The following is a 24,723-nucleotide window of genomic DNA, read 5'->3' as shown; positions in this document are numbered from 1 at the left end:
TTACCCACCAGATTGAGATTTCAATTGTGAAGCTGTGATCACCACAAGCACAGAAACAAGTGTCAACACGCCACTGGCCCAGACATGCGGGCTCAGATCGGTCCAGTCCACCATCTGTTGCAGCAAAATGACAATACAGATCGCCCCCACGGCACCGCCAATCCGTTGTGTAATATTCACCAGTGTCGCCGCGTCTCCCATCTGTTCTGCTGTCACTGCCGTGTACGCAGCCGTCATCGCGGGCATCTGCGCTAACGCAATTCCCGCACCCCGCATGGCCAGCGCCAGAAACAGAACCGAAGTCGACAGGATTTCAGAATACAGAAACGGCAGACTGGAGAGCAACAGCAATAATGCACCCGCTAAAGAAATCCGGCCTGCCCCGTACCGGTCTGTCAGCGTTCCTCCAAACGGGAGTGCCAAGGCACTGGCCAGCCCCATAATTAACAGCCAGAATCCGGTCTGTGAAATACTCTGCTCCAGAGCCACTTGAAAATAGAGCGGCAGCAGCAACAGCGCTCCGTACATATTGGCCCCCGTTAATCCCGTCGTCAATGTTGCCAGTGAAAACGTTCTGTTACGCAGCAGTCGCAGATCGATTAAGGGATTCTTTCTCCGGAGCGCATGCAGCGTAAATGCGATCGCCAGAATCACACCCAGCAGCATTGCACCCAGCGTATAAACGGTCACTCCCGAGGCTCCGGTCTCAGTCGTACCATACAGCAGCAAAGGCAGTCCCAGGCTCAACAGCAGAAAGCCCCGGCGATCCAGAAACTGATTACGATCGATCTCGCCTGCGGGAACCAGTCCCCGCGCCGCCAGTAATGTGATGATTCCCAATGGCACATTAATCCAGAACAGCCAGCGCCAGGAAGCCGCTTCCAGTAATACGCCGCCCACAGCAGGACCAATCGCAGGCCCCAATGCAACCACCAGACCCAGCAGCCCCATGATGCGTCCCAGTTCCTTTTTTCCTGCTGTCGCACCGATAATCGCCTGACCGGTGGGAACCATAATGCCTCCTGCCAGCCCCTGTAACACCCGGGCAACGATTAGTGACAACGGTCCCGGCGCCAGGGCGCAAAGCGCGGAAGTAATGACGAAAGCGAACAGACTGCCGGCCCATGTTCGTCCATAGCCAAACCGTTTCCCCAGCCAGCCCACCGTCGGTAGTGAGACAGCCAGGGCACACAGATAGCCGGTGGCCACCCATTGCACGAGTGTCAGCGTGGATTCCAGATCAGAGCGTATCGACTCGATCGCCAGATTCGCCACGGTCGAATCCAGCATCGCCATAAAAGCGCCCGCCCCTGTCACCGCAGCAATTTTCCAGGTGTGGGCTGGTATCGGGGGTGGCTTCAGTTCCATTTCAGTCATGAGTTCAGTCAGCAGGTATCAAATATGTTTTCAATCTACAGCGGTTCGAGCAGGAATCGTCCATACGGGTTGACGAAACATTCCTGCCCCGCATTGATTTCGTCCTCTTTCAGATGCAGGCGGAAGTGAGGTTCATCTGCTGCAAGCGAGAAGGTCTGACCATCTTTGATCTGCGCCGCTTCAAAAATGCGGTAATGATTGAACTCAGTCAACAGTCGCGCCGCGGCCTGATTTTCGATTGTCGCAGGCACCGTCGCGTCAGGCAGACCAAAGATATGCATACCCGTGCTGTAGAAACAGTGTTCATCGCCGGCCAGCATCACATGCGACTGCAACAGGTCCAGGTTGTTTTCACAGAATCTCTTCTGCTGCCAGGAACCAAGGCTGTGTGCGACGCCCGAATTTTCAAACTTCACACCCAGTCCGCCACACTCCAGTGTCACATCAATGAAGGTGTGTAACTGATGTAGTTCGGTCAAACCGGTGCGATCCGTGATCAGATACATCACCGAGCGATGACCGGCAATCGCAGCGAGATCATTCTCAGAAATCGTCCCCTGCCCGCCCAGCTCAAACGCCAGCGTCATGTTGGGATCTGCTTCATACAGCTCACACTTCACCGCGGCACTGTTTTCCGTCGACATGAGAATCTGCCCGGCGAACAGAAACCGGTCGCGCGCGACCGACAGCACCTGATCGCGAAACGCCTCATAACTGTCCAGAACAAGAGGGATACCGACAACTACTTCCACGGTGCGACTTTCTGATAGAGCAACTGAAATGCATCGAGCCGACACTCGTCATAGGCTCTTGATCCGCTGGCGGTTTACTCATCATGCAGCATGCCATTTCATTTTGCAACCAGTAACAGGTTACCACTCAATGCCCATTCGAAAAATCTTCTAAGATTTGTTTTTGCTCTCGACTCAATCGCACCAGTGGTCGTTGACTCTGAATAAAGCGCAGTGCTTCTTCCCTGCTCGCTGCCTGTCCGGTATACAGAAGCAGCGCTGCCGTAAACAAGCCAGTCCGCCCATGTCCTTCCGCGCAGTGAATCAACAGTGGCCCCTCCAGTACCGCAGTCTGTTCGATCCAGCCACACAATGTATCGACCGAAGGAGCCGCCCGATCCAGTACCGGAAAACAGTGATAACCGCGTGAACGCAGTTCAAGTGGTTCACTCATCTCGCACGTCAGATCAATGACATGTACGATCTCCGCCGGCAGCTCGCGGGACAACAAACGCCGACTGATATAGAGATTCTCGGTCAACTGGTGGAGCGGAGGTTCTATTCGCAACAGCCGCGACAAGTGCCAGATCCCATTCAGATACAGCAGGTAAGGCAACAGCAGACACTGATTGAAAAACGGAACCAGTCCCTCTTCCGACTTATTGAAGATACGCGGCCCCAGACCAAAATATCCCGCCGAAACCAGCACGAAGCTGAAGGCGGGCCAGAGCAGCAGCCACCACCAGTCCTGGTGCAACCAGGCAGTCAGCACCAGTAGAAACGCTATCAACAGTAACAGGAAGCCCATTTTCATAAACAGCAACTTAAAACAGAAAAACGTTCGGCTGGGATTTCCGATATCAGGAAACCGAAACCACCAGCATCTCGTTTCCCTGTTTCTGAAATTCGTAAGGCACACGTCTGATCTGCACATCATACCCCGCTGCAGAAAGTTCTGCCATCACCGGTTCCCGATGCCGTGATCTGATTGTCCCCAGTTCGAGCAGGGGGAAAATACGGACTTCCCGCGCCACACGACACAGTTCCCTGATCGACGCAACATGAAATTCCGCCGAAAAGTGCGCACTGTAGAGAAACAGAAAATGCGAACAGACCGCAATGTCGAATGCACCGTCGTCGAACGGCAGCGTCGGCAGGCTGGCGGTCCGATAGCGGCCTTTCCGTTTTCCTGCAGCATAGTCGGTCAGAAACTCCTGCATCGCCGCGCTGCGGATCTCTGCCAGTTCGTCCGGCGAGCGAATCTGTTCCCAGACGAATTCACTCTGATTCCGCCGCGTCTGCTCCATGACGGTTTCGAAGGTCGTGTCAATCCGCTGACTGATCTCTGCGGCGGAAAAGTAATACAGAGGATCAACGGACACCACGCGTCCGCCCCGCCTAGTCAACTCCGCATTGAAGCAGGCCGGCCCATCCCCGCAGCCCAGAATCCGCAAATCCAGATCGGCATTCGTGAGGTCAAACATCGCCTGATATTCTTCGAACGACCGCCCCCAGGGGACAACGTTATCCAGAGTAAATGCCATTGTTGGTTCGCCGGTTTACCTAATTATTCAGAGCTCGTTCCATCTGAACTTGAGACACAAACACCCACCATTTGTTCGTTCTCAAACTCACACGTTTTCAGCCAACATAATGGCCTCATATTCCGCTCGACCACTGACTTCCTCAGTACAAAACGGGGGCGGGTCACACATACCCGCTTCTGCCTCACTGGCAAACTCCCGCTCCACAATCACAGGAGCCGCATTTCCGACGATGACATTGATACTGAAGGGAACGTTTTGAAAGAGATATGTAAACCGCTGGCGTACCAGCATCCTGCCCGGCAGTACCGACAGCAGCTCATACTCTTCTGGCGTGAGATACAGGTTCGTAATCGGCTCAGAGAACTCGCTGCACTTTCCGTACTTCTTACACAGTTTGAATTGAACTGCATCTGCCCCTTCGATCTTTCTCAGCCGCAAACGCCCCGAATCCAGATACTTGTCAGTGATTATCCGCACGGGTAACGATGCCAGATCCGGCAGCAGCCGCTCCTCTGCCAGCCAGCGACGTTCAATCTCCAGTAGACTGTATTTAGGCTGGCTCGTCATAGGCTCTTGATCCGCTGGCGGTTTACTCATCATGCAGCATGCACCCCGATTTTGCAACCGAAGTCAGGATACCGAAACTACCAGTATCTTGTTTCCCTGTTTCTGAAATTCGTCAGGTACGCTCCGGGGCTTTCAAGTCTTTTTGCGGCGCCAGGGGGAGATGTAGTCATTTTCTAACGCTCCCCGGCTGACCAGAAAATCCCGCAATTCGTGATGTCCTTTTTCATTCGCGTAGCTGTAGGCACTTGCGCCCTCTTTTGTGACGGCGTTCATGTCAACGCCCCGCTCCAGCAGATATTCCAGCCGTTCCTGGCTGCGATCATTATGGAGCGCAGCCAGCATCAACGTCGTGTATCCCTCTGGACTTTGATCCAAGACATCAGCGCCGGCCTCAACCAGAAGCTGCAGCGTCTCCAGTGTCGCCCAGTTCGCAGCGATCATCACACTGGTATGCCCCTGTTCTGTGCGGTGATGAAGGTTCGCCCCCGCCTTGATCAGACAGGGAATCACATTCACACGCCAGTTCCGGGTCGCAGCTGTCAAAGGAGTCACGCCCATTTCGCTGGCACAATTCGGATCAGCGCCCACAGACAACAGATACTCGACGACTTCCAGATGCCCTGCGAACGCCGCGTTTGACAATGCAGTCATCCCAGAGTCAAACAGGGTATCGACGGCAATCCCCTTCTCCAGAAATCGTTTAACTTCCTTCAGACTTCCATGACCGGCTGCATACAATAAATTCTTTGCCATTGAACCTCAATCTTTTCTCATATATGGAATCAGATATCCTTGCCCCATTCCTGTGCCGTCTCGCGCACATCAATGTCAGCACTCTCCCGCCCGCGCTCAATAGCCCATTCAAAATAAGGCGTTCCCAATGCGTCCGCGACTTCCAGAATCCGATGATATTCATAATCGTCGGTCCAGTCGATCAGTTCACTGGCGGTCTTCTTCAATAATTCATCAATGACTTCAGTCGGCAGTGAAAGCAACAGGTATCGGCCTATCAGGATATTTTCAATATTCTGGCAAAGACATGCCAATTCAATGGACTCTGCCACAATGGACCTGCGCGTCTCTGCGGTGAACGTTGCTACCTTTGCCAGATTGAAAGCTAACCCGGCTTCGATCCCTTCTAACCACTGGATGACAACATCATGTTGCCAGACACCAGGTCGAAATTCTTTGATACAAAAATCCGGTTTCTCGCTCAATTTGCTTCCTCCCCTGACCGCAACCGGTCCAACTGCTCGATCACTGCAAACACAAACCGCGCCTTCTCGTCATTAAGCGGAAGGCGATGTCCGATGGTTCTCTCGGCCCAGCCCCGAGAGCTGCCTTCATCCTGGTTGAATTCCAGTGACATTGCCGTCCAGTCACAGACCATCTCGATCAGATCGATGTCGGTCATCTCATTGGGATCGTTATGAAACTCAGGATGATGGCGATTGCTGGTAACATGATGCCTGATCGCAGACTGTACCCGTTCTTCCATGCCCGGCGGATATTGAAAGGAAATTTTCCGCCAGCGACAGCGATGAAATTCCGTCAACCAGATATAAGGCACCCGTTCTTCAGGACCATACTTGGACGCATCATGCACCTCCGCCCGTTCCAGGAGTTCCGCCCCACACTCGGACTCAGCGGCCAGCAAATTCAGACAGCTGCGAACACGCTCAATATGAGCCTGCGTGCGGCGTTCATAAAACGCTATCATTTCCGGCGTTGGTTCCTGCAATGTGCTTACCTCACTCTGTCAGTATTATTTGATTCTGTTCTCGTTCGACTACAATAATACTGGCTGACTCACATCCAGCATACACGAAGAGGTAAAAAATGGGTGGACCCGAATGCAATTCGGGCCGAGCGCAGCGATCAGGAAACTGAGAATAGAATTCACGGAGTAAATTAACAGAAGACGACACAAGCAGGCATTCAGATTCACCAGAAAAATATTTTCCTCACTTCCCCAGTAACCGATCGTGCCGTTTTCGGATTTGTGAAGTACTTGCAGGAAACTGAAATCGATCCAACACCACATCCTCAATTGCAGCCCGTACCTGCTTTGCGCATTGCACGGAGGACATACGCCCCACGCCGGTTGCCAGGCCGGGGACCGTGATGCTGTTCACATACTCGCGCACCGGCTGACCCGCATACTGTCAGCAGGGAATGACACCATCGCGAATCAACAGGAAAATTGCACGGGCCGCGAGGAAGGCATTGATCGACGACTCTACCGGCATGGGTACCCGCATCGTGGGCGCTGCGATCAGAAACGGGAATTCCGAATCTTCGATCTCAACCATCGTCGCTGCGCCGACCAGGAGTTCGCCTCCATGATTTTCTCTGATCTGGTTTTGAACCCGATCCTGTATTGATAACCCGAAGCGTTCCAGGTAGAGCCGATCAATGCCGCCATCCATGAATCCAAAACTGTTCGCTGGACTCACAATTGCATCCGCAGGCGCATCAAAGATCGAACCATGGTGCACTTTCACAAATGACAGATCGCCACACCACCGCTGCCAGGCCTGGTAGAGCCGCTCATCGATGGCAGTTAGTTGGATTTGCAGCCGAAGTTTTTTCTGTAAAGGAACGGGGGACATGGCGACGGTCCGTTTCAATGGGTCAGCTCTGATCTGAAAAACCGTTTGTGACAATTCAGAGCTGACACCAGCAGGACGTTTCAGGTTCAATCAACCTACAATGAAAGTTTTTTGTAGTCCATAATTGACCTGACATCATCCTATTTGGGCAAATACATTGCTATTTATATATATCGGAACCACAAAAACACATACCTGTACACATCACAATGAAACACACAACCTTACTATTGACAATCCACTTCATAAGGTTGACAATAAAGGACGATAATACTCATAATTGCGACATAAGGTTGCATAAAATGCACTTGTATACACAATTCAATGCTAATAAGGTTGCAAATAGGTAATTAAAGTATGGTTGGAGTACGTAAAAGAGGTGAAGAAATTCGCCAGTTTATATTAAAAAATGTCGAAAAACATTCTTCTGATATCGTAGCAATTACTGCGAGTCAGTTTCAAATTTCCAGACAAGCTGTCAACAAACACATTAAATTACTCGTTGAACAAAAAGCGATTCTTGTAAAAGGGGCTACGAGAAGCAGGCGATATAGTTTGCATCCACTCATTGAATGGAGCAACTCCTACGACCTCGAAAATAAACTGGAAGAAGATGTGGTCTGGCAACAAGATATTTCAAAATTCTTAAAAGAATTGCCTGACAATGTCAGAGATATATGGCACTACGGTTTCACTGAAATGTTAAATAATGCCATTGACCATTCTTCCGGGTCAAGAGTAATCATTCACATTGAAAAAACGGCCTCAACTACAAATATCATGATCATTGACGACGGTGAAGGTATCTTCAAAAAAATCCAGCGCGAACTTGGATTAAGTGATGAACGACATTCTGTTCTGGAACTTGCTAAAGGGAAATTAACAACAGATCCCAATCATCATAGCGGGGAGGGCATTTTTTTTAGTTCCCGAATGTTCGATCGGTTTGCAATTTCATCTGGTTCAACATATTTTTCACATGAATTTGACAAAACGGAGGATTGGATAATCGAGCACAAAGAAAATAAGTCTGGTACCGCAGTTTTTATGTATTTATCAAATAACTCATCAAGAACTTCAAAAGGTGTCTTTGATAACTTCACTTTAAATGATGATTATGGATTCACTAAAACAATTGTTCCAGTCCACTTGGCGCAGTATGGAGACGATCAACTCATTTCCAGATCACAAGCGAAAAGACTATTAGTCAGAATCGAGAAATTTAAAAAAGTCATCTTTGATTTTGATGAAGTCGAAACGATTGGACAAGCCTTCGCTGATGAAATCTTTCGTGTCTTTCAGTTACAACACAAAGAGATGGAATTAGTTGCCATTAATACACAAAAGCAAGTCCAGCAAATGATTTCACGTGCGCTCTCAAAAGAGTAATTTATTTCACCGTCTGCCTTAAAGACCATCACCAATCTAACTACATATTCTCAAGCCCCGTTATGCTTCAAGCTGTTCCAGCCAGTTAGAGAAGTACTCAGCGGGTAACCGGACCTTTGAAAAATCCAGGTTCTGCAGCTCTTCCCGGGTATAGGTGTTATCCAGATACATCTGCCACTGCAGGTGGAGATCGAGGGCGACGTCGGCAACGGTTTCGTCAACCGGGTTCTCATAGTCGAACTGCGCCTGATGGAAATTGTCGGCCCACCAGGCGATTTCCTGATGGGTATATGGTGACTGCTCTGCATCCAGGGCGCTGCGCAATACCAGCACCAGAGATTCTTTTGTCAGCGGCAGATCGATGACCTGACAGTTCGTTTCCGTCCACATGCCTGTCTGCTGAAGGCGACCCGGCTGTTCTGGGTCGGGTTGAATATTATCTTGCACCATCCCGGAATCACCTTATCGTCTCACCAGACAGTTCTCTCAAGCTTCACAAGCACGCCGACTGAACCGCCCGCTTATGGCAGTTCAGTTGCTCCCATCAGGTAGCGGTCGCATTCGCGGGCGGCGCCGCGGCCTTCGTTGATCGCCCAGACGATCAGGCTCTGTCCGCGTCGGCAGTCGCCGGCAGCGAAGACACCTTCCAGGCTGGTCGTGTACTGCTCGTGCTCGGCTTTGAAGTTTGAGCGGCCATCCAGTTCCAGGTCCAGCTGTTCGCTGATGATATGCTCGGGACCCAAGAATCCGAGAGCCAGGAAGACCAGGTCGCATTCCAGTTCCTGTTCGGAACCGTCAACGATCGAAAATGGCGCGCCGTTAGCGGCTGGTTTGGACCAGTCGACTTCGCAGATCTTGATCCCTTTCAGATTACCATCATCATCGCCGACAAACTCGACGGTCGACATCTGGAACAGACGGGGATCTTTACCAAAGGCGGCAGCCGCTTCTTCGTGGCCGTAATCGACGCGGAAGATTTTTGGCCATTGAGGCCAGGGGTTATTGGCGGCACGTTCGTTCGGTGGTTGAGGCACGATTTCCAGGTTGATCAGGCTTGCACACTTCTGTCGCATGGCCGTGCCCAGGCAGTCGTTCCCGGTATCACCACCGCCGATCACAACCACTTTTTTGCCTTCAGCATTGATGAAGTTTTCGACGGGAGAATTCTGGTAGTGCGTGCTTTCCAGACCGGACTCCAGCAGGCTCTTCGTATTCTTCGACAGGTACTCCATCGCGAAATGCACACCATTCAGTTCACGGCCGGGAATCGGCAGATCGCGGGGTTTGGTCGCACCCGTGCAGAGTACCACTGCGTCAAAATCTTTCATCAGCTGGTCGGCTGTGATGTCTACGCCGATAGAGGTGTTCGTGATGAATTCGACCCCTTCATCAGCCAGCAAATCGACGCGACGCTGCACGATCCATTTTTCCAGCTTCATGTTGGGAATGCCATACATCAGCAGGCCACCAATGCGGTCATCGCGTTCAAAGACAGTCACACTGTGACCTGCAGTATTCAACTGAGCGGCGGCAGCCAGGCCGGCAGGACCGGAACCGACTACAGCGACTTTCTTACCCGTGCGAACTTCTGGTGGATTGGCAACGACCCAGCCTTTATCGAAGGCGTGGTCGATGATGGAATTCTCGATGTTTTTGATCGTGACCGGCGGTTCGTGAATCCCCAGCACGCAGGCACCCTCACAGGGAGCCGGGCAGACGCGACCGGTGAACTCCGGGAAGTTGTTGGTCTTATGCAGACTGTCCAGCGCATCCTGCCAGCGACCGTGGTAGATGTGGTCGTTCCATTCCGGGATCAGATTATTGATCGGACAGCCGGAAGCCATGCCAGCCAGCGTTTTGCCGGTGTGGCAGAAAGGAATTCCACAATCCATACAGCGGGCACCCTGGTTCCCCAGTTCTTCGTCTGTCAGATGATCGTGAAATTCGTTCCAGTCCAGAATGCGCAATTCGGGTTTACGGTCTGCACCCAGTTCTCGGGGAAATTCCATGAAGCCGGTTGGCTTGCCCATAATTCTATCTCACTCTAAATAAATGTTAGCTCTGTGATTCGCTGATGAAATGCACTCGGAAAGACATTCCTCTCACCTGATTGGAAAGTTCAAGGAACGCCTGACGAAGCCTGTTTAAACGACGACCTCGGCTTCTTCAGCCGCCATTTCCTCTAAAGCCCGTTTGTAATCGATGGGCATCACTTTCTTGAATGATTCCAGCTCCGATTCCCAGTGATCCAGGATCTTTTTGGCAATCGTCGAACCGGTAAATTTGCGATGGTTATCGATCAGCGCTTTCAGCTCTGCGATATCATCGGCTTCTTCCACCGGCTCCAGTTCTATGGTTTCCAGGTTACTGTTCTGCAGCAACAGTCCTTCGGGATCGTAGACATAGGCCACTCCACCGGACATCCCGGCGGCAAAGTTTCTGCCGGTCTCTCCCAGAATGACGGCCCGACCACCGGTCATGTATTCACAACCATGATCGCCAATCCCTTCGACGACGGCAGAAGCCCCTGAGTTGCGTACACAGAAACGTTCGGCTGCCTGGCCGCGGATATAGACTTCACCCTGGGTGGCACCGTAGAGGTTCACGTTTCCGACGATGATGTTGTCCTCGGGAGCGAATGTGGAATCTTCCGGCGGATAGATAATGATGCGACCGCCGCTCAAACCTTTGCCCACATAGTCGTTGGCATCGCCTTCATGCTCGATGGTAATCCCGTGTGCCAGCCAGGCCCCCAGACTCTGTCCGGCGGAACCTTTACTGTTGATGTGAATCGTTTCATCGGGCAGGCCGTCTGCACCATGCGCTTTGGAAACTTCGTGGCTCAGCATGGTGCCAAAGGTTCGGTCGGTGTTTTTGAGTTTGACGTCAATCGTCACCGGTTCCCCTTTTTGAATCGCAGGTTGGGCTTCACTGATGAGCAGATTGTCCAGCACGATTTCCAGACCATGCTGTTGATCCATCGTACAATAGGTGCCCACATTCGGATGTGGTTTTTCAGCCAGCCGCAGGATCGGAGTCAGGTCCAGGTGCTTCGCTTTCCAGTGCGCGACACTTTCGTCCAGCTGCAGCACATCGCTGCGGCCGACCATTTCATCCATGGTGCGGAAACCGAGTTCGGCCATCAGTTCACGGGCTTCTTCTGCGAGCAGGAAGAAGTAATTCACCACGTGTTCCGGCTGACCGGCGAACTTCTTGCGGAGCTCCGGATTCTGTGTCGCAATACCGACCGGGCAGGTATTGAGGTGACACTTTCGCATCATGATACAGCCCATGGTGATCAGCGGGCCGGTGGAGAAACCGAATTCTTCGGCTCCCAGCAGGCTGGCGATCACAATATCGCGACCGGTTTTCAACTGACCGTCCGTCTGCAGACGCACGCGGCTGCGGAGGTCGTTGAGCACCAGGGTCTGGTGGGTTTCAGAAATCCCGAGTTCCCAGGGAAGACCGGCGTGCTTGACACTGGTCAGCGGGGAAGCCCCCGTTCCGCCGGAAGCACCGGAGATCAGAATATTGTCCGCGTGACCTTTGGCCACGCCGGAAGCGATCGTACCGACGCCGACTTCCGAAACCAGCTTCACGCTGATGCGGGCTTTCGGGTTGGTATTCTTCAGGTCGTAGATCAACTGCGACAGGTCTTCGATCGAATAAATATCATGGTGCGGCGGAGGACTGATGAGCCCCACACCAGGCGTCGAGTGACGTACCGAGGCAATGATCTTATTGACCTTATGCCCGGGCAGTTCGCCCCCTTCTCCCGGCTTTGCACCTTGAGAAATCTTGATCTGAAGTTCGTCGGCATTCGTCAGATACCAGCTGGTCACACCAAAGCGGCCGGAAGCAATCTGCTTGATTGCAGAACGTTTGGAATCGCCATTCTCCATGGGTTTGAAGCGGGCGGAATCTTCACCCCCTTCGCCGGTATTACTCTTACCACCCAGGCGGTTCATGGCAATCGCCAGTGCTTCGTGTGATTCCGCAGAGATCGAGCCGTAGCTCATCGCTCCCGTGCAGAACCGCTTCACGATTTCCGTGACCGGCTCAACCTCTTCCAGCGGAATCGAATCCCGTTTTTTGAATTTCAACAGACCACGCAGATGACACTCGCGGGTCGTCTGCTCGTTGACGGCTTTCGCAAATCGCTTGTAGGCTTCTTTGTCGCCGGTTGTAGCAGCAGCCTGGATATTGGCGATATTCTCAGGCGACCAGGAATGCTTTTCTCCATTGGCACGCCAGTGGTACACACCGGGATTAGGCAGTACGGGCAGGCGATGCTGTTCGCGCTGCGGATAACCGATGTTATGACGCATTTCGCATTCTTTCGCAACCACGTCGAACCCGATCCCTTTGATGCGGCTGGCAGTTCCAGCAAAGCAGGCGTCAATAATCTCATTATTCAGACCAACGGCTTCAAAGATCTGGGCTCCTTTATAACTCTGCAGAGTTGAGATCCCCATCTTGGCCATGACTTTCAGCATGCCTTTACTGACACCTTTACGGTAGGCAGCGACAATGGATTCGCGGGTCCACTTGGCCGCATCCAGTTCGCCGGCTTCCAGGGAATGCCAGAGTGCTTCGAACGCCATGTAAGGATTGATCGCGTCAGCACCGTAACCAAACAGCAGACAGTGATGATGGACTTCGCGGGCTTCGCCGGTTTCCAGAACGATTCCGATCTGTGTACGCTGTTCGTTGCGCACCAGGTGATGGTGAATGGCACCACAGGACACCATGGTCGGCAGACCGATTCGATCGCGTCCCGCGGCGCGGTCCGAAAGCGTAATCAGGCTGAAACCATCGGCAATCGCCTGTGAGGCTTCTTCCCGGATGCGATCCAGGGCAGCGCGGAATCCGGCTTCCCCTTCTGCCTTGGGATAGGTTACGTCGATGGTTTTATTCTTCCAGCCACGATAGTCCATGGCTTTGATGGCTGCCATCTCTTCGTTGCTGATGATCGGCTCCGGAATCAGCAGGCGATGACACTGCTCTTCAGTCGAATCCAGCAGGTTCCCTTCCGGGCCGATATAGCACTCGAGGGACATGATGACTTCTTCGCGGATTGAATCGATCGCGGGGTTCGTCACCTGCGCAAACAGCTGGTGGAAGTAATCGTAGAGCAGTCGTGACTGATCGCTCAGGCAGGCCAGCGCGGCGTCGTTACCCATCGAACCGATCGGATCTTTTTTCGCTTTGATCAACGGGATCAGCATAAACTTCAGCGTTTCAAAGGTGAAACCGAAGGACTGCATGCGCGAGAGCAGTTCCTTTTTGGGAATTTCTTCCACCTGGCCTTCCAGGGGAAGGTCGCTCAGGAGAATCCGCTGATCCTGCAGCCATTCCTGGTAAGGTCGTTTGGTGGCGTATTTTTCCTTGATCTCTTCATCGGGGATCAGGCGGCCTTCTTCGAAGTCAACCAGGAACATTTTCCCGGGCTGCAGACGGCCTTTTTCCTTGACGATTTTCGGATCGACTTCCAGGACGCCTACTTCACTGGCCATGATCACACGGTCATCGTGGGTCACGTAATAACGGCTGGGTCGCAGACCATTCCGGTCCAGAACCGCGCCGATGCATTGCCCATCGGTAAAGGAAACGGAGGCGGGTCCGTCCCATGGTTCCTGCAGAGCAGAGTGATATTCGTAGAAGGCCCGTTTGGCAACGGAGATGGAATGGTGATTCTGCCAGGCTTCGGGAATCATCATCATCATGACTTCCGGCAGCGGACGGCCGGACATCAGCAACAGTTCGAGTGCATTATCAAAGTTCCCGGAATCGGAACAGTGAGGCTCGATGATCGGGAACAGCTTTTTCAAGTCATCCCCGAACAGGTCACTGGACATCATTCCCTGCCGGGCATACATCCAGTTCGCATTTCCCCGCAGTGTGTTAATCTCGCCGTTATGAGCCATGAAACGACAGGGCTGGGCGCGATCCCAACTGGGGAACGTGTTCGTGGAGAAGCGGGAGTGAACCATGGCCAGGTGACTTGTAAAATCATCAGCCTGCAGGTCGGGATAGAAGGGCATGACCTGATCGGGGGTCAACATCCCTTTATAGACGAGCACCTTACTTGAGAGTGAGCAGAAGTAGAACATCAGCCCCTGAGGAAGATTGCTGCCTTCCCGCAGCAGTCGACTGGAGGCTTTCAGAATGATGTAAAGCTGGCGTTCCAGGTGATCCTGGTCAGCGACTTTTCCGTTGGAGGTCGAAATAATGACCTGCTCCATGTGCGGCAGAGCCCGCAGTGCGGAAGGACCGATGTCGGCGACATCGGGACTGACCGGCAGCAGTCGCCAGCCTTGCACGACCAGGCCCTGCTGGTGAGCAATTTCCTCAACCGCCTTTTTGCAATGCTCCCGCTGGGCAACATCGGTAGGCAGGAAGACATTCCCCAGACCATAGTTTCCTTGAGCAGGCAGCGTCAGGTTCAGGTCTTCTTTGACGACGCGCGACAGGAAGTCGTGCGGCATGGAAATCAGAATCCCGGCACCATCGCCGGTATTTTCTTCGCAACCACAGGCGCCACGGTGAGTCATATGACGCAGCATTTCATCGGCGTCCAGCACGATCTGGTGCGAACGTTCGCCTTTAATGTGGGCGACAAACCCGACACCACAACTGTCATGCTCGAATTCCGGATCGTAGAGCCCGTGCGCTTCCGGAAGTTGCCCCACCTGAAAAATGGAGCTTCGTGCTTTGTTCTCGGAATCAGTTCCACGCCGAACGGTTCGACTTGTCATCTTACTTCACCATTCAAACTAATGTTTAACAAAATCAATGCCTACCAGGCATCCTGTTATTGCGAACAGACGTCGCACTCTTTTTTTTCATGGCACCGCGCCCTGGAGAGACGGATACCCGTTTGTTACCGGTATGAGACCGGAAAGTTTTCTGTCAAAGATCAACCATCAATCTGTTTGAGTCATCTTCAGGGAGAGTCCTCTCCTGACTCGAACCGGGTGGATCCATCCCAACAGGAAAAACGCAGATCATCAACCTGCTTATTCACGCGCTATCAAAGGACCGAACGAAAATGCATCCATGCTGGGAGGTTTTTCACTCCCGGATGCTGATACCTCGGTCGATTCTCTGCGAGCGCTGGAGAAATTCGCGGGGTCTTCATGCAAGACTTCTATGAATTTCGACACCACATCAGGCGTCGTTTTCTGTTTTCTCTGAATGATCCCGATCGGGCGGAACCATTCGACTTCTTCCAGACGTACCACTTTCAGCGACTGATTATGAACTTCTTTTGCGACGGTCGGTAAAGGCAGGACAGAAATACCAGCCCCGGCTTCGACGGCCCGTTTCATATTCTCAATATTATCAAATTCATGGATCAACTGTACGTGGACGCCGGCTTTTCTCAGCCAGCGATCGATCTTTTGTCGAACGACTAATTCTGATGTGAACGCCACAAAAGGTTCATCTTCGAGGGCATCAACCGGACAGCTCTCGCGTTCCGCTAACGGATGACCGGGATGAACGACCAGTACCATCGGCTGTTCCTGCCAGAGGATCCTCGTCAGATCTTTTTCTTCCTTGGGGAAGGAAACCAGCCCCAGATCCGCCTGATTCTCGCAGATTCGCTGATAGACTTCATCCGGGTGCAGATAATCAAGGGTCACCATCACATCCGGGTACAATTGCTGAAAATGCTCGACATAATCATGCATCTGAGCCAGTCCGACCGAATAGATGGCCGCGATCCGCACGCGACTGCGAGTCTGACCGACGGCCCGGCGGACCTGCTCTTCGACCTGTTCGAATGACTTCAGCAACTGCTGACATCCATCAAAATAAATAGCACCGGCGGGAGTCAGTTCAAAAGGTCGCTTGGAACGATCGATTAACTGGGCCCCCAGACGCTTTTCTAAGGCATGCACCGCCTGGCTGGCTGCCGACTGGGATACACGACGAACCTCAGCAGCTTTGGAGAAGCTGCCTTGCACGACGACATCACAGAAAAGTTCAGCATTACGCAGATGCATGGAAGTGAAACCTGTCCTATTTATAAGGAATACTAATAATAGCCGGTCTGCAGTATTTAATTTTCGAATACGGCACAGTGTAGGGTTCAAAGAGTCATGAAGTCAAGCGCACGACTTTTCAAAAAAGACAGCCCTTTAACTTAGGATTATTGCGTTATTCACAAGGCATTTCCATATTTACACTTACGAACCGACCTCTGAACGGACCTCGAAAACGGATTCACTCAGGCCAAGAGCAGCAGTCTGGCCAACAGCTCCCGTCACTTTGAATTTAACACGCGAAATTCGAAATAGTTTCATCCTGACACTTATATCTCGCGTTGGTTCTATTCAATTTGCTTATAGTAGCAAGAAATACAGACTCACCGCTTATTTTGATCTATGTTCTATAGTAGACGTCTGTTGAAAACACTGCGCCTGCTGAAATCAACCCCGAGCCGCAATCGACGCTCATCTCGTCAGCGAATTTATGAATCTGAAACGACAAAGCGACCTGCAAACCTACTCATCTCCGTCGTGCAGAGATATGATCATTTGTAATGAATTGCAGCGGCACATGCTTTCACATCCCTATTTTCTCTCACTTAAAGGAAACCTCATGAAGAAACTGATCCCGCTTTTTGCCCTTCTCTTTATAGTCGGCACGCTTCCCCTGCTCTCCGGATGTGGAAAACCCGCTGAAACGGCGCAGAACTTAGGACCGGATGAGTCCATTCTGGCCATGCTGAATGGTGTGAACAATCAGGAAATGGAAGCCGTCTGGAATTTCCTGCCCGCCAGCTATCAGCAGGATGTGAACAGCATTGCCCACGACTTCGCATCAAAAATGGATCCGGAAATGTACAACGGTACGTTCGAAACTGGACAGCGACTGGCGAAAATCCTGAAAGAGAAAAAAGAATACATCCTCAAAAACCAGATGCTTCAGAACTTGCCTGTGCCCCCGGAAAAAGTAAGTGAGTTCTGGGATCCGACCACGAATATCATTTCCGCCCTGGTCAACAGTGACCTCTCCAGCCTCGATAAACTGAAAAGTTTTGATGGCGGCAAATTCCTGTCAACAACCGGGAATCAGCTGGCAAAGAACCTCGTCGCGATATCCGATCTGATACCACAAAAAGACGAGGAAGCCAGTTTTTCAGAGAAACTGAAACAGACGAAAGTTACCGTTGTCACTTCTGAAGGTGATACTGCGACCATCAAAATTGAAGCACCGGGTGAAGAGCCTAAAGAAGAACAGATGGTTAAAGTAGAGGGAAAATGGATTCCCAAAAACCTGGCAGACAACTGGCAAACCAAAATGGACGATGTCCGCAAGCAACTGGCAGAGCTGACACCGGAAAAAGTGACGGCCCAGAAAGAACAGACCCTGGCCGGCCTCAAACAGGTGAATGAAACCCTGGCCAAACTGGAAAGCGCCAAATCGGAAGAAGAATTCAATAACACCCTGTCACCAATTATTGCACCGGTAGCGATGTTTGCGCCAATGCTGATGATGCAGTTGGGACAGCCGATGATGGGTGGTCCTGCCAGTCCTACGCTGGGGGAAAACAAGCCTGCTGACCCGAATGAGATCGTCACCATTGTGATTGAACAGAAGCTGACCAGCACAGAACAGGATCCGATTATTGAACAGATCCTGTTGTCCGTTGACGATTCCGATCAGGTCAACATCGTCCCCATGGCAGAAGGGGAAACGACCATCTTCAAGATTTCCCCCGTGGCTGATGTCGAGGCGTTCGCCAAAAAAATCAAGTTTGGTAAACCTGCCAAGGTCGACGCTAAAAAGCGATCTATTACAGTAGAGCTTGATAAATAAAGATTGAGCCCCTGCTGGAAAAACGAAAAAGGCCACTTCTCGTGAACGGGGAAGTGGCCTTAAGTTTTGCTGGTTTGCGCAGCAATCAATTGTCTTTCAGGGAAGGATCAGGCAGCTTCAGACAGATCGTCTTCGCCACAGGCTTCCACTTCGGAATCCAACTCTTCTTCGCCTTCCTCATATACGAGATAGTAAATCTCGTTCATCGCTTCTTCCAGATAAGAGCGAATGTTTTCGCTATCGGTTGATTCGATCAGTGCTTCCAGCCTGGCGACGACACGGTCGACTTCTTCGCTGGTGATCTCCTCATATTCTTCCTGGTTGTTTTCTTCTGACATCGTTACCTCCATGTCCTGTGTTTGACTACAATAAGCAGGAAAAGCACGAATTTATTTATCGGCCTTCCGGGCTTAAAGCATTAGCACGGCCCTGTGCAAAAAATTACCAGGCGAGACTGCAGAACATCCATTTCTGAATTTCGCCTTCCGGATCCATTTTCAACTGACTCTGTCGGAAAAAGAACGACTATTTTTTCTTCTTTTTCGATTCTTTCTTAGCGGCGGTTTTCTTTTTGGCTTTCTTTTGTTTCTTCTCTTTTTTGACGGTTTTCTCACCAAAAATGCGGTCCCAGCCGTTAGAGAAATCTTCGGTTGAACCTGTGTGGACCGTATAACCCGTCACTTGCACTGCCTCCTCTTTAAAAAAACATCGAAACTGAATTGATCACAGGATAAATTATTTATGAAAGCAGATTATGTAGCAAGGCTGAAATTGCCTGCCCGCCCTCTAAATCCCTGTTTTCGGACGAAATAACTCCCCTGTCGCCGGGTACTGGATAGCACGAACCTGTTATGAATTTGCCTCGAAAAACGCCCTGTTATGCAGTCATTTTTACTTCGACTCTCTCCGACTCTCAAGAGGGGTACGACGCCATGTCAGACCGCATGCTGGAACTGGCAGCGCAACAGCCCGGCTATTTGGGAATAGAGTCTTTTCGTTCACCGGACGGGAAGGGGGTGACTATTTCCTATTGGGAGGATCTGAATGCCATCACTGCCTGGAAACAAAACCCGGAACATCAGTCAGCACAAGAACTTGGAAAAATCCAATGGTACCAGAACTACTCTATTGAAATCGCCCGGATCGAGTCAGGTTACTCTTTTGACAGGCCGTGATGTGTCACCATCACTCCTTCTTTTCAGATTCCTTTTTAGGTTTGTCCTTCTCGGTTGCCTTTTTCTGTTCCTCCTCGCGCTTCTGCATCTCGTTCTTCGACTTTTTCGATTTTTCCAGCTGGAAATAGGATTTGCTGATTGTCCGGGGAAATTCATTGTTGGACAGCTGAGTATCCGCAGTCTCCCGATGAGGGTCCAGTATAAGGTTTTTCAGAGGCTTCTCCGTTAAGATCAGTTTGGAAACGCTTTTGTTATTCAGCCTCCAGATTTCCGCAGGTATCCGCAGCATCTCAGAGCTGTCATCATCAAAAGTCAGTTTCAGGATCACCGGCATCACCAGCCCTCCCTGGTTTTTGAGATCGATAAGATAAAAGTACTTCTGTGTTTCCAGGAGTTTTTTCTCATCCGCCTTCAGTTCTTTCAGTTGATCCTCGAATTTCTTTCGATCCGCGTCGGTCACGTCCAGGTCGTCGTATTCGTTGTAGAAGTCTTTGAGCTCGGGAAATTTTTCTGTCCGTTTCGGCAGACTCTTATTACGGATATCAGACAGAGACTCCGGTTCTTCATCCCGTTCTTTCTTGCGACGGACTTTGTCGACATAGGGATCACCGGTCTCCAGCAGAAACTGCCTGACATTCTCTACCGCCAGATCGGTGTGATCGGTGGTGTAGAACCAGCCGCGCCAGAACCAGTCCAGATCGACGCCTGAGGCGTCTTCCATCGTGCGGAAAAAATCAGCAGGTGTCGGGCGTTTGAACATCCAGCGTCGGGAATATTCCTTGAACGCGTAATCGAACAGTTCCCGTCCAAGTACCGTTTCCCGCAATACATTCAGAGCGGTTGCCGGCTTACCGTAGGCATTATTGCCGAACTGTAGAATCGATTCCGAGTTGGTCATGATGGGAACCTGATAGTCCCCCTTCATATAACCGACGATGTCCCGGGGCTCTCCCCGCCGCGAAGGATAATCGGGCTCCCATTCCTGTTCCGTTAAAAACTGCAGAAACGTGGTAATCCCTTCATCCATCCAGGTCCACTGGCGTTCGTCACTGTTAACAATCATCGGAAAGTAATTATGGCCCACTTCGTGAATGATCACAGAAATCAAACCATACTTGGTCCGCTTGGAATAGGTTCCATCTTTTTCGGGCCGAGGGCCGTTAAAGCAGATCATCGGGTATTCCATGCCACCCACCGGTCCATTGACTGAAATCGCCACCGGGTAGGGATACGGAAAGGTGTACTTCGAGAAGACATCCAGGGTATGAATGATGGCATGCGTCGAATACCTGCTCCAGAGAGGCTCCCCTTCATTCGGGTAATACGACATCGCCATCACCGGTTTGTCTTTCCCTTGCAACTGATGTCCCTGGGCATCCCAGATGAATTTTCGAGAACTGGCGAAAGCAAAATCACGGACGAACGGCGCCATGAAGATCCAGGTCTTTTTTTCTTTCGAACGGGACGCTTCATTTTTCTTTGCTTCTTCCGGCGTGATGATAAACATCGGTTTCTCCGCCGTCTTAGCCTGTTCCAATCGTTTCTGCTGTGTTTCAGTCAGGACTTTTTCCGGGTTCTGCAGTTCCCCCGTCGCTGCCACAACGTGATCTGCCGGCGCCGTAATCTTCACCAGAAAAGACCCGAATTCCAGAGTGAACTCGCCACGCCCCAGGAACTGCTTGTGCTGCCAGCCGGTGTTATCCGTGTAGGCCGCCATGCGCGGGTACCAGTGGGCTATCTCATACAGAAAATTCTTATCTTCCTCGAAATACTCATAGCCGGTTCGCGCGGGGCGACTTTGGGAATCATTGATCAGATAACTCCAGTCCACCGAAAACGTCATACTCTGACCACTGCTCAACGACCCGTTCAAATCAATCCGCATCATGGTTTTGATGATCTGAAAAGGGAGAGGATCGCCCTGCTCATCCCGGACCGCCGAAATCTTCATTCTGCCATCAAAGGTTTCTTTCGCCATCAGTTGCTGCATCGTTTTATAACCGACTTTTCCCAGATGAGAGCTGGTATCAGTCAGATGTGCATCAGAATCGAACGACAGAATATTGGTATCCAGCTGCATCCAGAGATAATTCAGCTTGTCGGGTGACTTATTGGTGTAAGTGACTTTTTCCGTCCCGATAATCTTCTGCAGCTTGTCATCCAGCTCCACATCAATTTCATAATCGACTTCCTGCTGCCAATATTTTTCTCCCGGTGCGCCGGAAGCCGTGCGAAACTCATTCGGGGTAGGTAACGTTTCTTCCAGTTGCCGAAATTTATCTTCCTGTTTGAACTTGTCATTACTGACGATCTGGGCCTGCAGCAGGGAGGTTGAACACAAAAACAGAGCCAGACACATCAGTCTCAGGAGGGCCTTTTCGTGAGAACGGAGCACGCTGATTTTCATGAGGTTCATCCAAGTTCGTTTCTGTTGAGGACACGAGAAGAGAGGCGAGCAGTTTTTAAAACAGGTTCAGAAACCCATTTTAACCGGTAAAACAAGTCAGATTGCAAGTCATTTCGAGCCTGCGGGAAGGAGTTTCCCCGGATGTCTTACGCAAAAAACGGGAAATCAGCGAGTCAGAATTGACAGGATTCCTTCCCAGGGCTGCATATACGTAAGGAACGGCAGTCCATCTACGGTCGGTTCCCGCTGTTTTGTAATCCCATCGACGGCGTGGGCTTCCTGAACCATGAATTCGAGGACTTTCAACTGCTCATCCCGCTGCCAGTCAAACAGAATGCGCGTCTGATCATGTAATAACGCGACCGCTGCCGCTAGTGCCGAAGCCCCCCAGTTACTGGTTCCGGCAACGATGTTCCAGTCGGTCGCAATGCGACAGGGAATCAGGCTGGAAAATTCCGAAGCAATGCGGCGATCCAGTTCTTCCCAAGCAATGCTGCCCATTCCAATCTCGTTTCCCCCGTCGCCAATACCGATTGTAATCGCGGCTGGGAAAAACTCAGACAGTCGCTCAAACAGCTGATGTAAAGGGGCCGTAAAAGAATCGATGATTTCTCCGCGCATATTGTGACAGCGGTCAAAATGTGCCTGCGGGACGCACTGCTGAAATATGCTCCTATCCATACTGCGATCAGAAAACTGAGACGACCAGGAATCCATCGTGTGGCTCGGGCCTACTCGCTCCACGGAAATCAGATGACTGATTTTCTGTCGACTGAAAAATGATTCAATCCAGCCCGGCTGATCCGGATCCAGAACCACAAGCCGGGAGCGGGCGTAACCGAAGGCATCGACGGTCGCCGTCAGCACAGGGGCACACAACGCATCAGTGACCACCAATGTATCAATGCCACATGCTTCCAGAATCAACGCCAGCAAAACAGCACCGGGGGGCCCATCTGTTTCGGCAGCAGGAACCGGTGCTCGGGGGACATAAAAGCCTGTGATAATCACAACTTGCGATGCACTGGCCCCAATGGCCTGGGCGGCCTGCAGCAGATGGTCCTGACAGAGGGGTCCAAACCGGCTTTCGGAATCAATCAGGCCCCGTTTTCCCGGATCCCTGCGAATCAGGCGGTCGAATTCCCGGATCATGTCTGTTTGTGAGGTGCCCATTCAATCCTGTTCGCACTGTAGCTGTAAAAAACAGAGAGTTCGCCTCTGTGAAAACAGTTTACTCAGGATTGTAGTGAAACGACAGCCTGTGCTGATTGAAAAAGAGAGTCAAAGAAAATACGATATTATAAGTGTGATTCCCGCGATTGGGACCTTACCGATGGGGGCCTTCCTGCTTGTGAGAAAAGGCTTTCTAAAGGGAAACGCTGGTTGTCAGAACGCCTGAGCATTGCCAGAATTACTTAAGTATTCAGGCTGTTAAGCCTCCCACCCCGCGCAAGCAAACCTGTCAGAAAACGATTGCAGACATGAACAGATTGATCTCCGTATTTTTCCAGTGAATTGACTGATCCGCGTCCCTGCATCGCTTGAGGCATAAGGAAAATAGAAATCCCCGGGTCAGTTCGAATTTCCGGGGGTGAACGGACTCGACAGACTGCGATCAATCAACTGTCAGAATAAGTAAAGAGTGAGGATTCACTTCCGTGAGATTTGGGTATCGTGATTTCATTTTGTTGCTGTTATTCCCGGTGATAACCATCGCGGGGTGCGAACAGCCCAAGGTTGAGTTTATCTTCTCCGAGAAGACCAATGAACTCATGCCTGCCGCCGCCAAACCCGTCAAAGAGGCGCTGGTCAGAGAGTTCGGCAATCCACTGGCCCTCACTCAGTTTGAAGGCCTGCCCACGAAATTCGGCGATGTGGAAGGCAAGGTCAAATCAGTCGAATCTACGGGAGCCGACGCCCCCCTGATCCGCTTTCAAACCACAGGCCTGGAAAACGCGTATGACAAACTTCAGGGACTGCCCCTGGAGTGGACCTCCGGAAAAGCCCAGGGACAGATTTCACGCATCAAGGAATACAATTTTGAAACGGGTATCATCGCCGTTGAGAAATCTGCGGAAATCGATCCTCAGCCCGGCGACACTTTTCTGGTCGAATGCACGCGACTGCAGTTTGGCCGCGATCTTTACAATCGACATTGCATGCACTGTCACGGTATGTCGGGAGAAGGCACTGGTCCGACGTCCCGCTATCTGAATCCTCCCCCTCGTGATTTTCGTTTGGGCATTTACAAATACACGTCCACCAAATCGACCGATAAAGCACAGGTACACGATCTGGAGCGAACCGTCAAAGAAGGAATCGCCGGGACGTACATGCCTTCCTTTAAACTGCTGACCAACGATGAAGTCTCTGCGATTGTCAACTATGTCATCTGGCTTTCCATTCGCGGTGAAACGGAAAAGAAACTGGTCGACGAACTGTTCCTTGATTATTCCCAGGAGACCTTTGCCGAACGAACCAGTGAAGCGGGAGGGGAAACGCCGGAAGAGGTCAATGAAGAACTCAAAGAGTACATGGAACTGGACTTCCCGGACACACTTGATTTCGCCACATCCAGTGTTGCGGAAGCCTGGGAAGAAGCAAACCTGGAAGAGGCGCTGGTGATCCCTGAGTCTCCCCGTGTGCCAGACTCACCGGAATCCCGCGAACGGGGACGTAAACTGTACCTCAGCGATAAAACCAAGTGCGCTACCTGCCATGGTCCCCAGGGACGCGGCAACGGGTCTGCCACACAGGACTTCTGGACCAACCCGGTTACCAATGAAAAATATCCCAATCGCGGACTGCATGATATCTGGGGAAATCAGCTGCCCCCCCGGGATCTGCACCGTGGTATTTATCGTGGTGGACGCCGACCGATCGACATTTATCGGCGGATCTTTGCCGGCATCAAGGGTACGCCGATGCCAGCCTTTGGCCCCTCTGCGTTGACAGATGAAGAACGCTGGGATCTGGTCAACTATGTGATGAGCCTGCCTTACAGCAAGTAATCACTTCGATCCGTGTTGCTGACTATTTTGTATCTGAACTCATTTAAGACAACCAATTGAATTCTCAATCAAAGACCAA

General features: G+C 51.4%; 23 protein-coding genes. 5 read left to right on the top strand and 18 right to left on the bottom strand.

Translation table 11 applies throughout. From position 1 onward, the window contains the following. The 10 genes from GmarT_RS04230 to GmarT_RS29690 all read right to left on the bottom strand — a co-directional run bounded on the left by GmarT_RS04230 (position 1) and on the right by GmarT_RS29690 (position 6,834). Complete coding sequence (locus GmarT_RS04230) at positions 1 to 1,368, bottom strand: DHA2 family efflux MFS transporter permease subunit (protein ID WP_002644159.1); 1,368 nt, start codon at positions 1,366 to 1,368, stop codon at positions 1 to 3. Positions 1,369 to 1,412: 44 nt separating this feature from the next. Next, complete coding sequence (locus GmarT_RS04225) at positions 1,413 to 2,129, bottom strand: DUF4261 domain-containing protein (protein ID WP_002644160.1); 717 nt, start codon at positions 2,127 to 2,129, stop codon at positions 1,413 to 1,415. A 127-nt stretch (positions 2,130 to 2,256) separates the two neighbouring features. Then, positions 2,257 to 2,922, bottom strand: a complete 666-nt coding sequence (locus GmarT_RS04220; protein ID WP_002644161.1) for a dual specificity protein phosphatase family protein — start codon at positions 2,920 to 2,922, stop codon at positions 2,257 to 2,259. Positions 2,923 to 2,968: 46 nt separating this feature from the next. Continuing rightward, a complete protein-coding gene (locus GmarT_RS04215; protein ID WP_002644162.1) occupies positions 2,969 to 3,652 on the bottom strand; it encodes a class I SAM-dependent methyltransferase in 684 nt (227 codons plus the stop codon). Positions 3,653 to 3,739: 87 nt separating this feature from the next. Continuing rightward, on the bottom strand, positions 3,740 to 4,222 hold the full coding sequence (locus GmarT_RS04210; protein WP_002644163.1) for a CYTH domain-containing protein: 483 nt from the start codon (positions 4,220 to 4,222) through the stop codon (positions 3,740 to 3,742). A gap of 132 nt (positions 4,223 to 4,354) precedes the next feature. Further along, on the bottom strand, positions 4,355 to 4,975 hold the full coding sequence (locus GmarT_RS04205; RefSeq protein ID WP_002644164.1) for an ankyrin repeat domain-containing protein: 621 nt from the start codon (positions 4,973 to 4,975) through the stop codon (positions 4,355 to 4,357). 29 nt (positions 4,976 to 5,004) lie between these two features. Next, the gene (locus GmarT_RS04200) at positions 5,005 to 5,439 is read right to left on the bottom strand and encodes a hypothetical protein (RefSeq protein WP_002644165.1); all 435 of its coding nucleotides are present in this window, start codon (positions 5,437 to 5,439) and stop codon (positions 5,005 to 5,007) included. Next, positions 5,436 to 5,942, bottom strand: coding sequence for a DUF5662 family protein (locus GmarT_RS04195; protein WP_002644166.1), 507 nt, complete (start codon positions 5,940 to 5,942; stop codon positions 5,436 to 5,438). Before GmarT_RS04195 ends, GmarT_RS04200 begins: the two co-directional genes overlap by 4 nt. A 244-nt stretch (positions 5,943 to 6,186) precedes the next feature. Then, positions 6,187 to 6,369: a hypothetical protein gene (locus GmarT_RS29695; protein ID WP_223123520.1), complete on the bottom strand. Its 183-nt coding sequence runs from the start codon at positions 6,367 to 6,369 to the stop codon at positions 6,187 to 6,189. Positions 6,370 to 6,387: 18 nt separating this feature from the next. Next, complete coding sequence (locus GmarT_RS29690; RefSeq protein ID WP_198139386.1) at positions 6,388 to 6,834, bottom strand: macro domain-containing protein; 447 nt, start codon at positions 6,832 to 6,834, stop codon at positions 6,388 to 6,390. A 357-nt stretch (positions 6,835 to 7,191) separates the two neighbouring features. Between GmarT_RS29690 and GmarT_RS04185 the strand changes: the two genes are divergently transcribed. Next, positions 7,192 to 8,223, top strand: a complete 1,032-nt coding sequence (locus tag GmarT_RS04185; RefSeq protein ID WP_002644169.1) for an STAS-like domain-containing protein — start codon at positions 7,192 to 7,194, stop codon at positions 8,221 to 8,223. A 60-nt stretch (positions 8,224 to 8,283) separates the two neighbouring features. Here the strand turns inward: GmarT_RS04185 and GmarT_RS04180 are convergent, their stop codons facing one another. The 4 genes from GmarT_RS04180 to GmarT_RS04165 all read right to left on the bottom strand — a co-directional run bounded on the left by GmarT_RS04180 (position 8,284) and on the right by GmarT_RS04165 (position 16,232). Further along, complete coding sequence (locus GmarT_RS04180; protein WP_002644170.1) at positions 8,284 to 8,673, bottom strand: hypothetical protein; 390 nt, start codon at positions 8,671 to 8,673, stop codon at positions 8,284 to 8,286. A gap of 71 nt (positions 8,674 to 8,744) precedes the next feature. Continuing rightward, entirely contained in the window at positions 8,745 to 10,253 is a 1,509-nt protein-coding gene (locus tag GmarT_RS04175; protein ID WP_002644171.1) for a glutamate synthase subunit beta, read from the bottom strand. 114 nt (positions 10,254 to 10,367) lie between these two features. After that, entirely contained in the window at positions 10,368 to 14,981 is a 4,614-nt protein-coding gene (gene gltB / locus GmarT_RS04170; RefSeq protein ID WP_002644172.1) for a glutamate synthase large subunit, read from the bottom strand. A 261-nt stretch (positions 14,982 to 15,242) separates the two neighbouring features. After that, on the bottom strand, positions 15,243 to 16,232 hold the full coding sequence (locus GmarT_RS04165) for a LysR family transcriptional regulator (protein WP_002644173.1): 990 nt from the start codon (positions 16,230 to 16,232) through the stop codon (positions 15,243 to 15,245). A 598-nt stretch (positions 16,233 to 16,830) separates the two neighbouring features. Here GmarT_RS04165 and GmarT_RS04160 point away from each other — a divergent pair. Beyond that, on the top strand, positions 16,831 to 18,051 hold the full coding sequence (locus GmarT_RS04160) for a hypothetical protein (protein WP_044236329.1): 1,221 nt from the start codon (positions 16,831 to 16,833) through the stop codon (positions 18,049 to 18,051). Positions 18,052 to 18,158: 107 nt separating this feature from the next. Here GmarT_RS04160 and GmarT_RS04155 read toward each other — a convergent pair whose 3' ends face one another. Then, complete coding sequence (locus tag GmarT_RS04155) at positions 18,159 to 18,389, bottom strand: hypothetical protein (RefSeq protein ID WP_002644175.1); 231 nt, start codon at positions 18,387 to 18,389, stop codon at positions 18,159 to 18,161. 187 nt (positions 18,390 to 18,576) lie between these two features. Beyond that, positions 18,577 to 18,732, bottom strand: coding sequence for a hypothetical protein (locus tag GmarT_RS29370; protein WP_002644176.1), 156 nt, complete (start codon positions 18,730 to 18,732; stop codon positions 18,577 to 18,579). Between the two features lie 170 nt (positions 18,733 to 18,902). Between GmarT_RS29370 and GmarT_RS04150 the strand changes: the two genes are divergently transcribed. Then, a complete protein-coding gene (locus GmarT_RS04150; RefSeq protein ID WP_002644177.1) occupies positions 18,903 to 19,226 on the top strand; it encodes an antibiotic biosynthesis monooxygenase family protein in 324 nt (107 codons plus the stop codon). A gap of 10 nt (positions 19,227 to 19,236) precedes the next feature. Here the strand turns inward: GmarT_RS04150 and GmarT_RS04145 are convergent, their stop codons facing one another. Together GmarT_RS04145 and GmarT_RS04140 are read right to left on the bottom strand one after the other, a co-directional pair. Next, complete coding sequence (locus GmarT_RS04145; RefSeq protein ID WP_002644178.1) at positions 19,237 to 21,642, bottom strand: M1 family metallopeptidase; 2,406 nt, start codon at positions 21,640 to 21,642, stop codon at positions 19,237 to 19,239. Positions 21,643 to 21,798: 156 nt separating this feature from the next. Continuing rightward, entirely contained in the window at positions 21,799 to 22,806 is a 1,008-nt protein-coding gene (locus GmarT_RS04140) for a glutamate cyclase domain-containing protein (RefSeq protein WP_002644179.1), read from the bottom strand. A 73-nt stretch (positions 22,807 to 22,879) separates the two neighbouring features. Here GmarT_RS04140 and GmarT_RS29365 point away from each other — a divergent pair, with 73 nt between their 5' ends. Both GmarT_RS29365 and GmarT_RS04135 read left to right on the top strand, forming a co-directional pair. Next, entirely contained in the window at positions 22,880 to 23,032 is a 153-nt protein-coding gene (locus GmarT_RS29365; protein WP_155367931.1) for a hypothetical protein, read from the top strand. 259 nt (positions 23,033 to 23,291) lie between these two features. Next, positions 23,292 to 24,644 carry a c-type cytochrome gene (locus GmarT_RS04135; RefSeq protein WP_002644181.1) on the top strand — a complete coding sequence of 451 codons (1,353 nt, stop codon included), beginning with the start codon at positions 23,292 to 23,294 and terminating at the stop codon, positions 24,642 to 24,644. Positions 24,645 to 24,723: the final 79 nt, after the last annotated feature.

The organism is Gimesia maris, from assembly GCF_008298035.1.
Classification (GTDB): Bacteria; Planctomycetota; Planctomycetia; order Planctomycetales; family Planctomycetaceae; genus Gimesia; species Gimesia maris.
The sequence above is the reverse complement of the archived record's forward strand: the minus strand, read 5'-3'. Positions and strand labels throughout refer to the sequence as shown.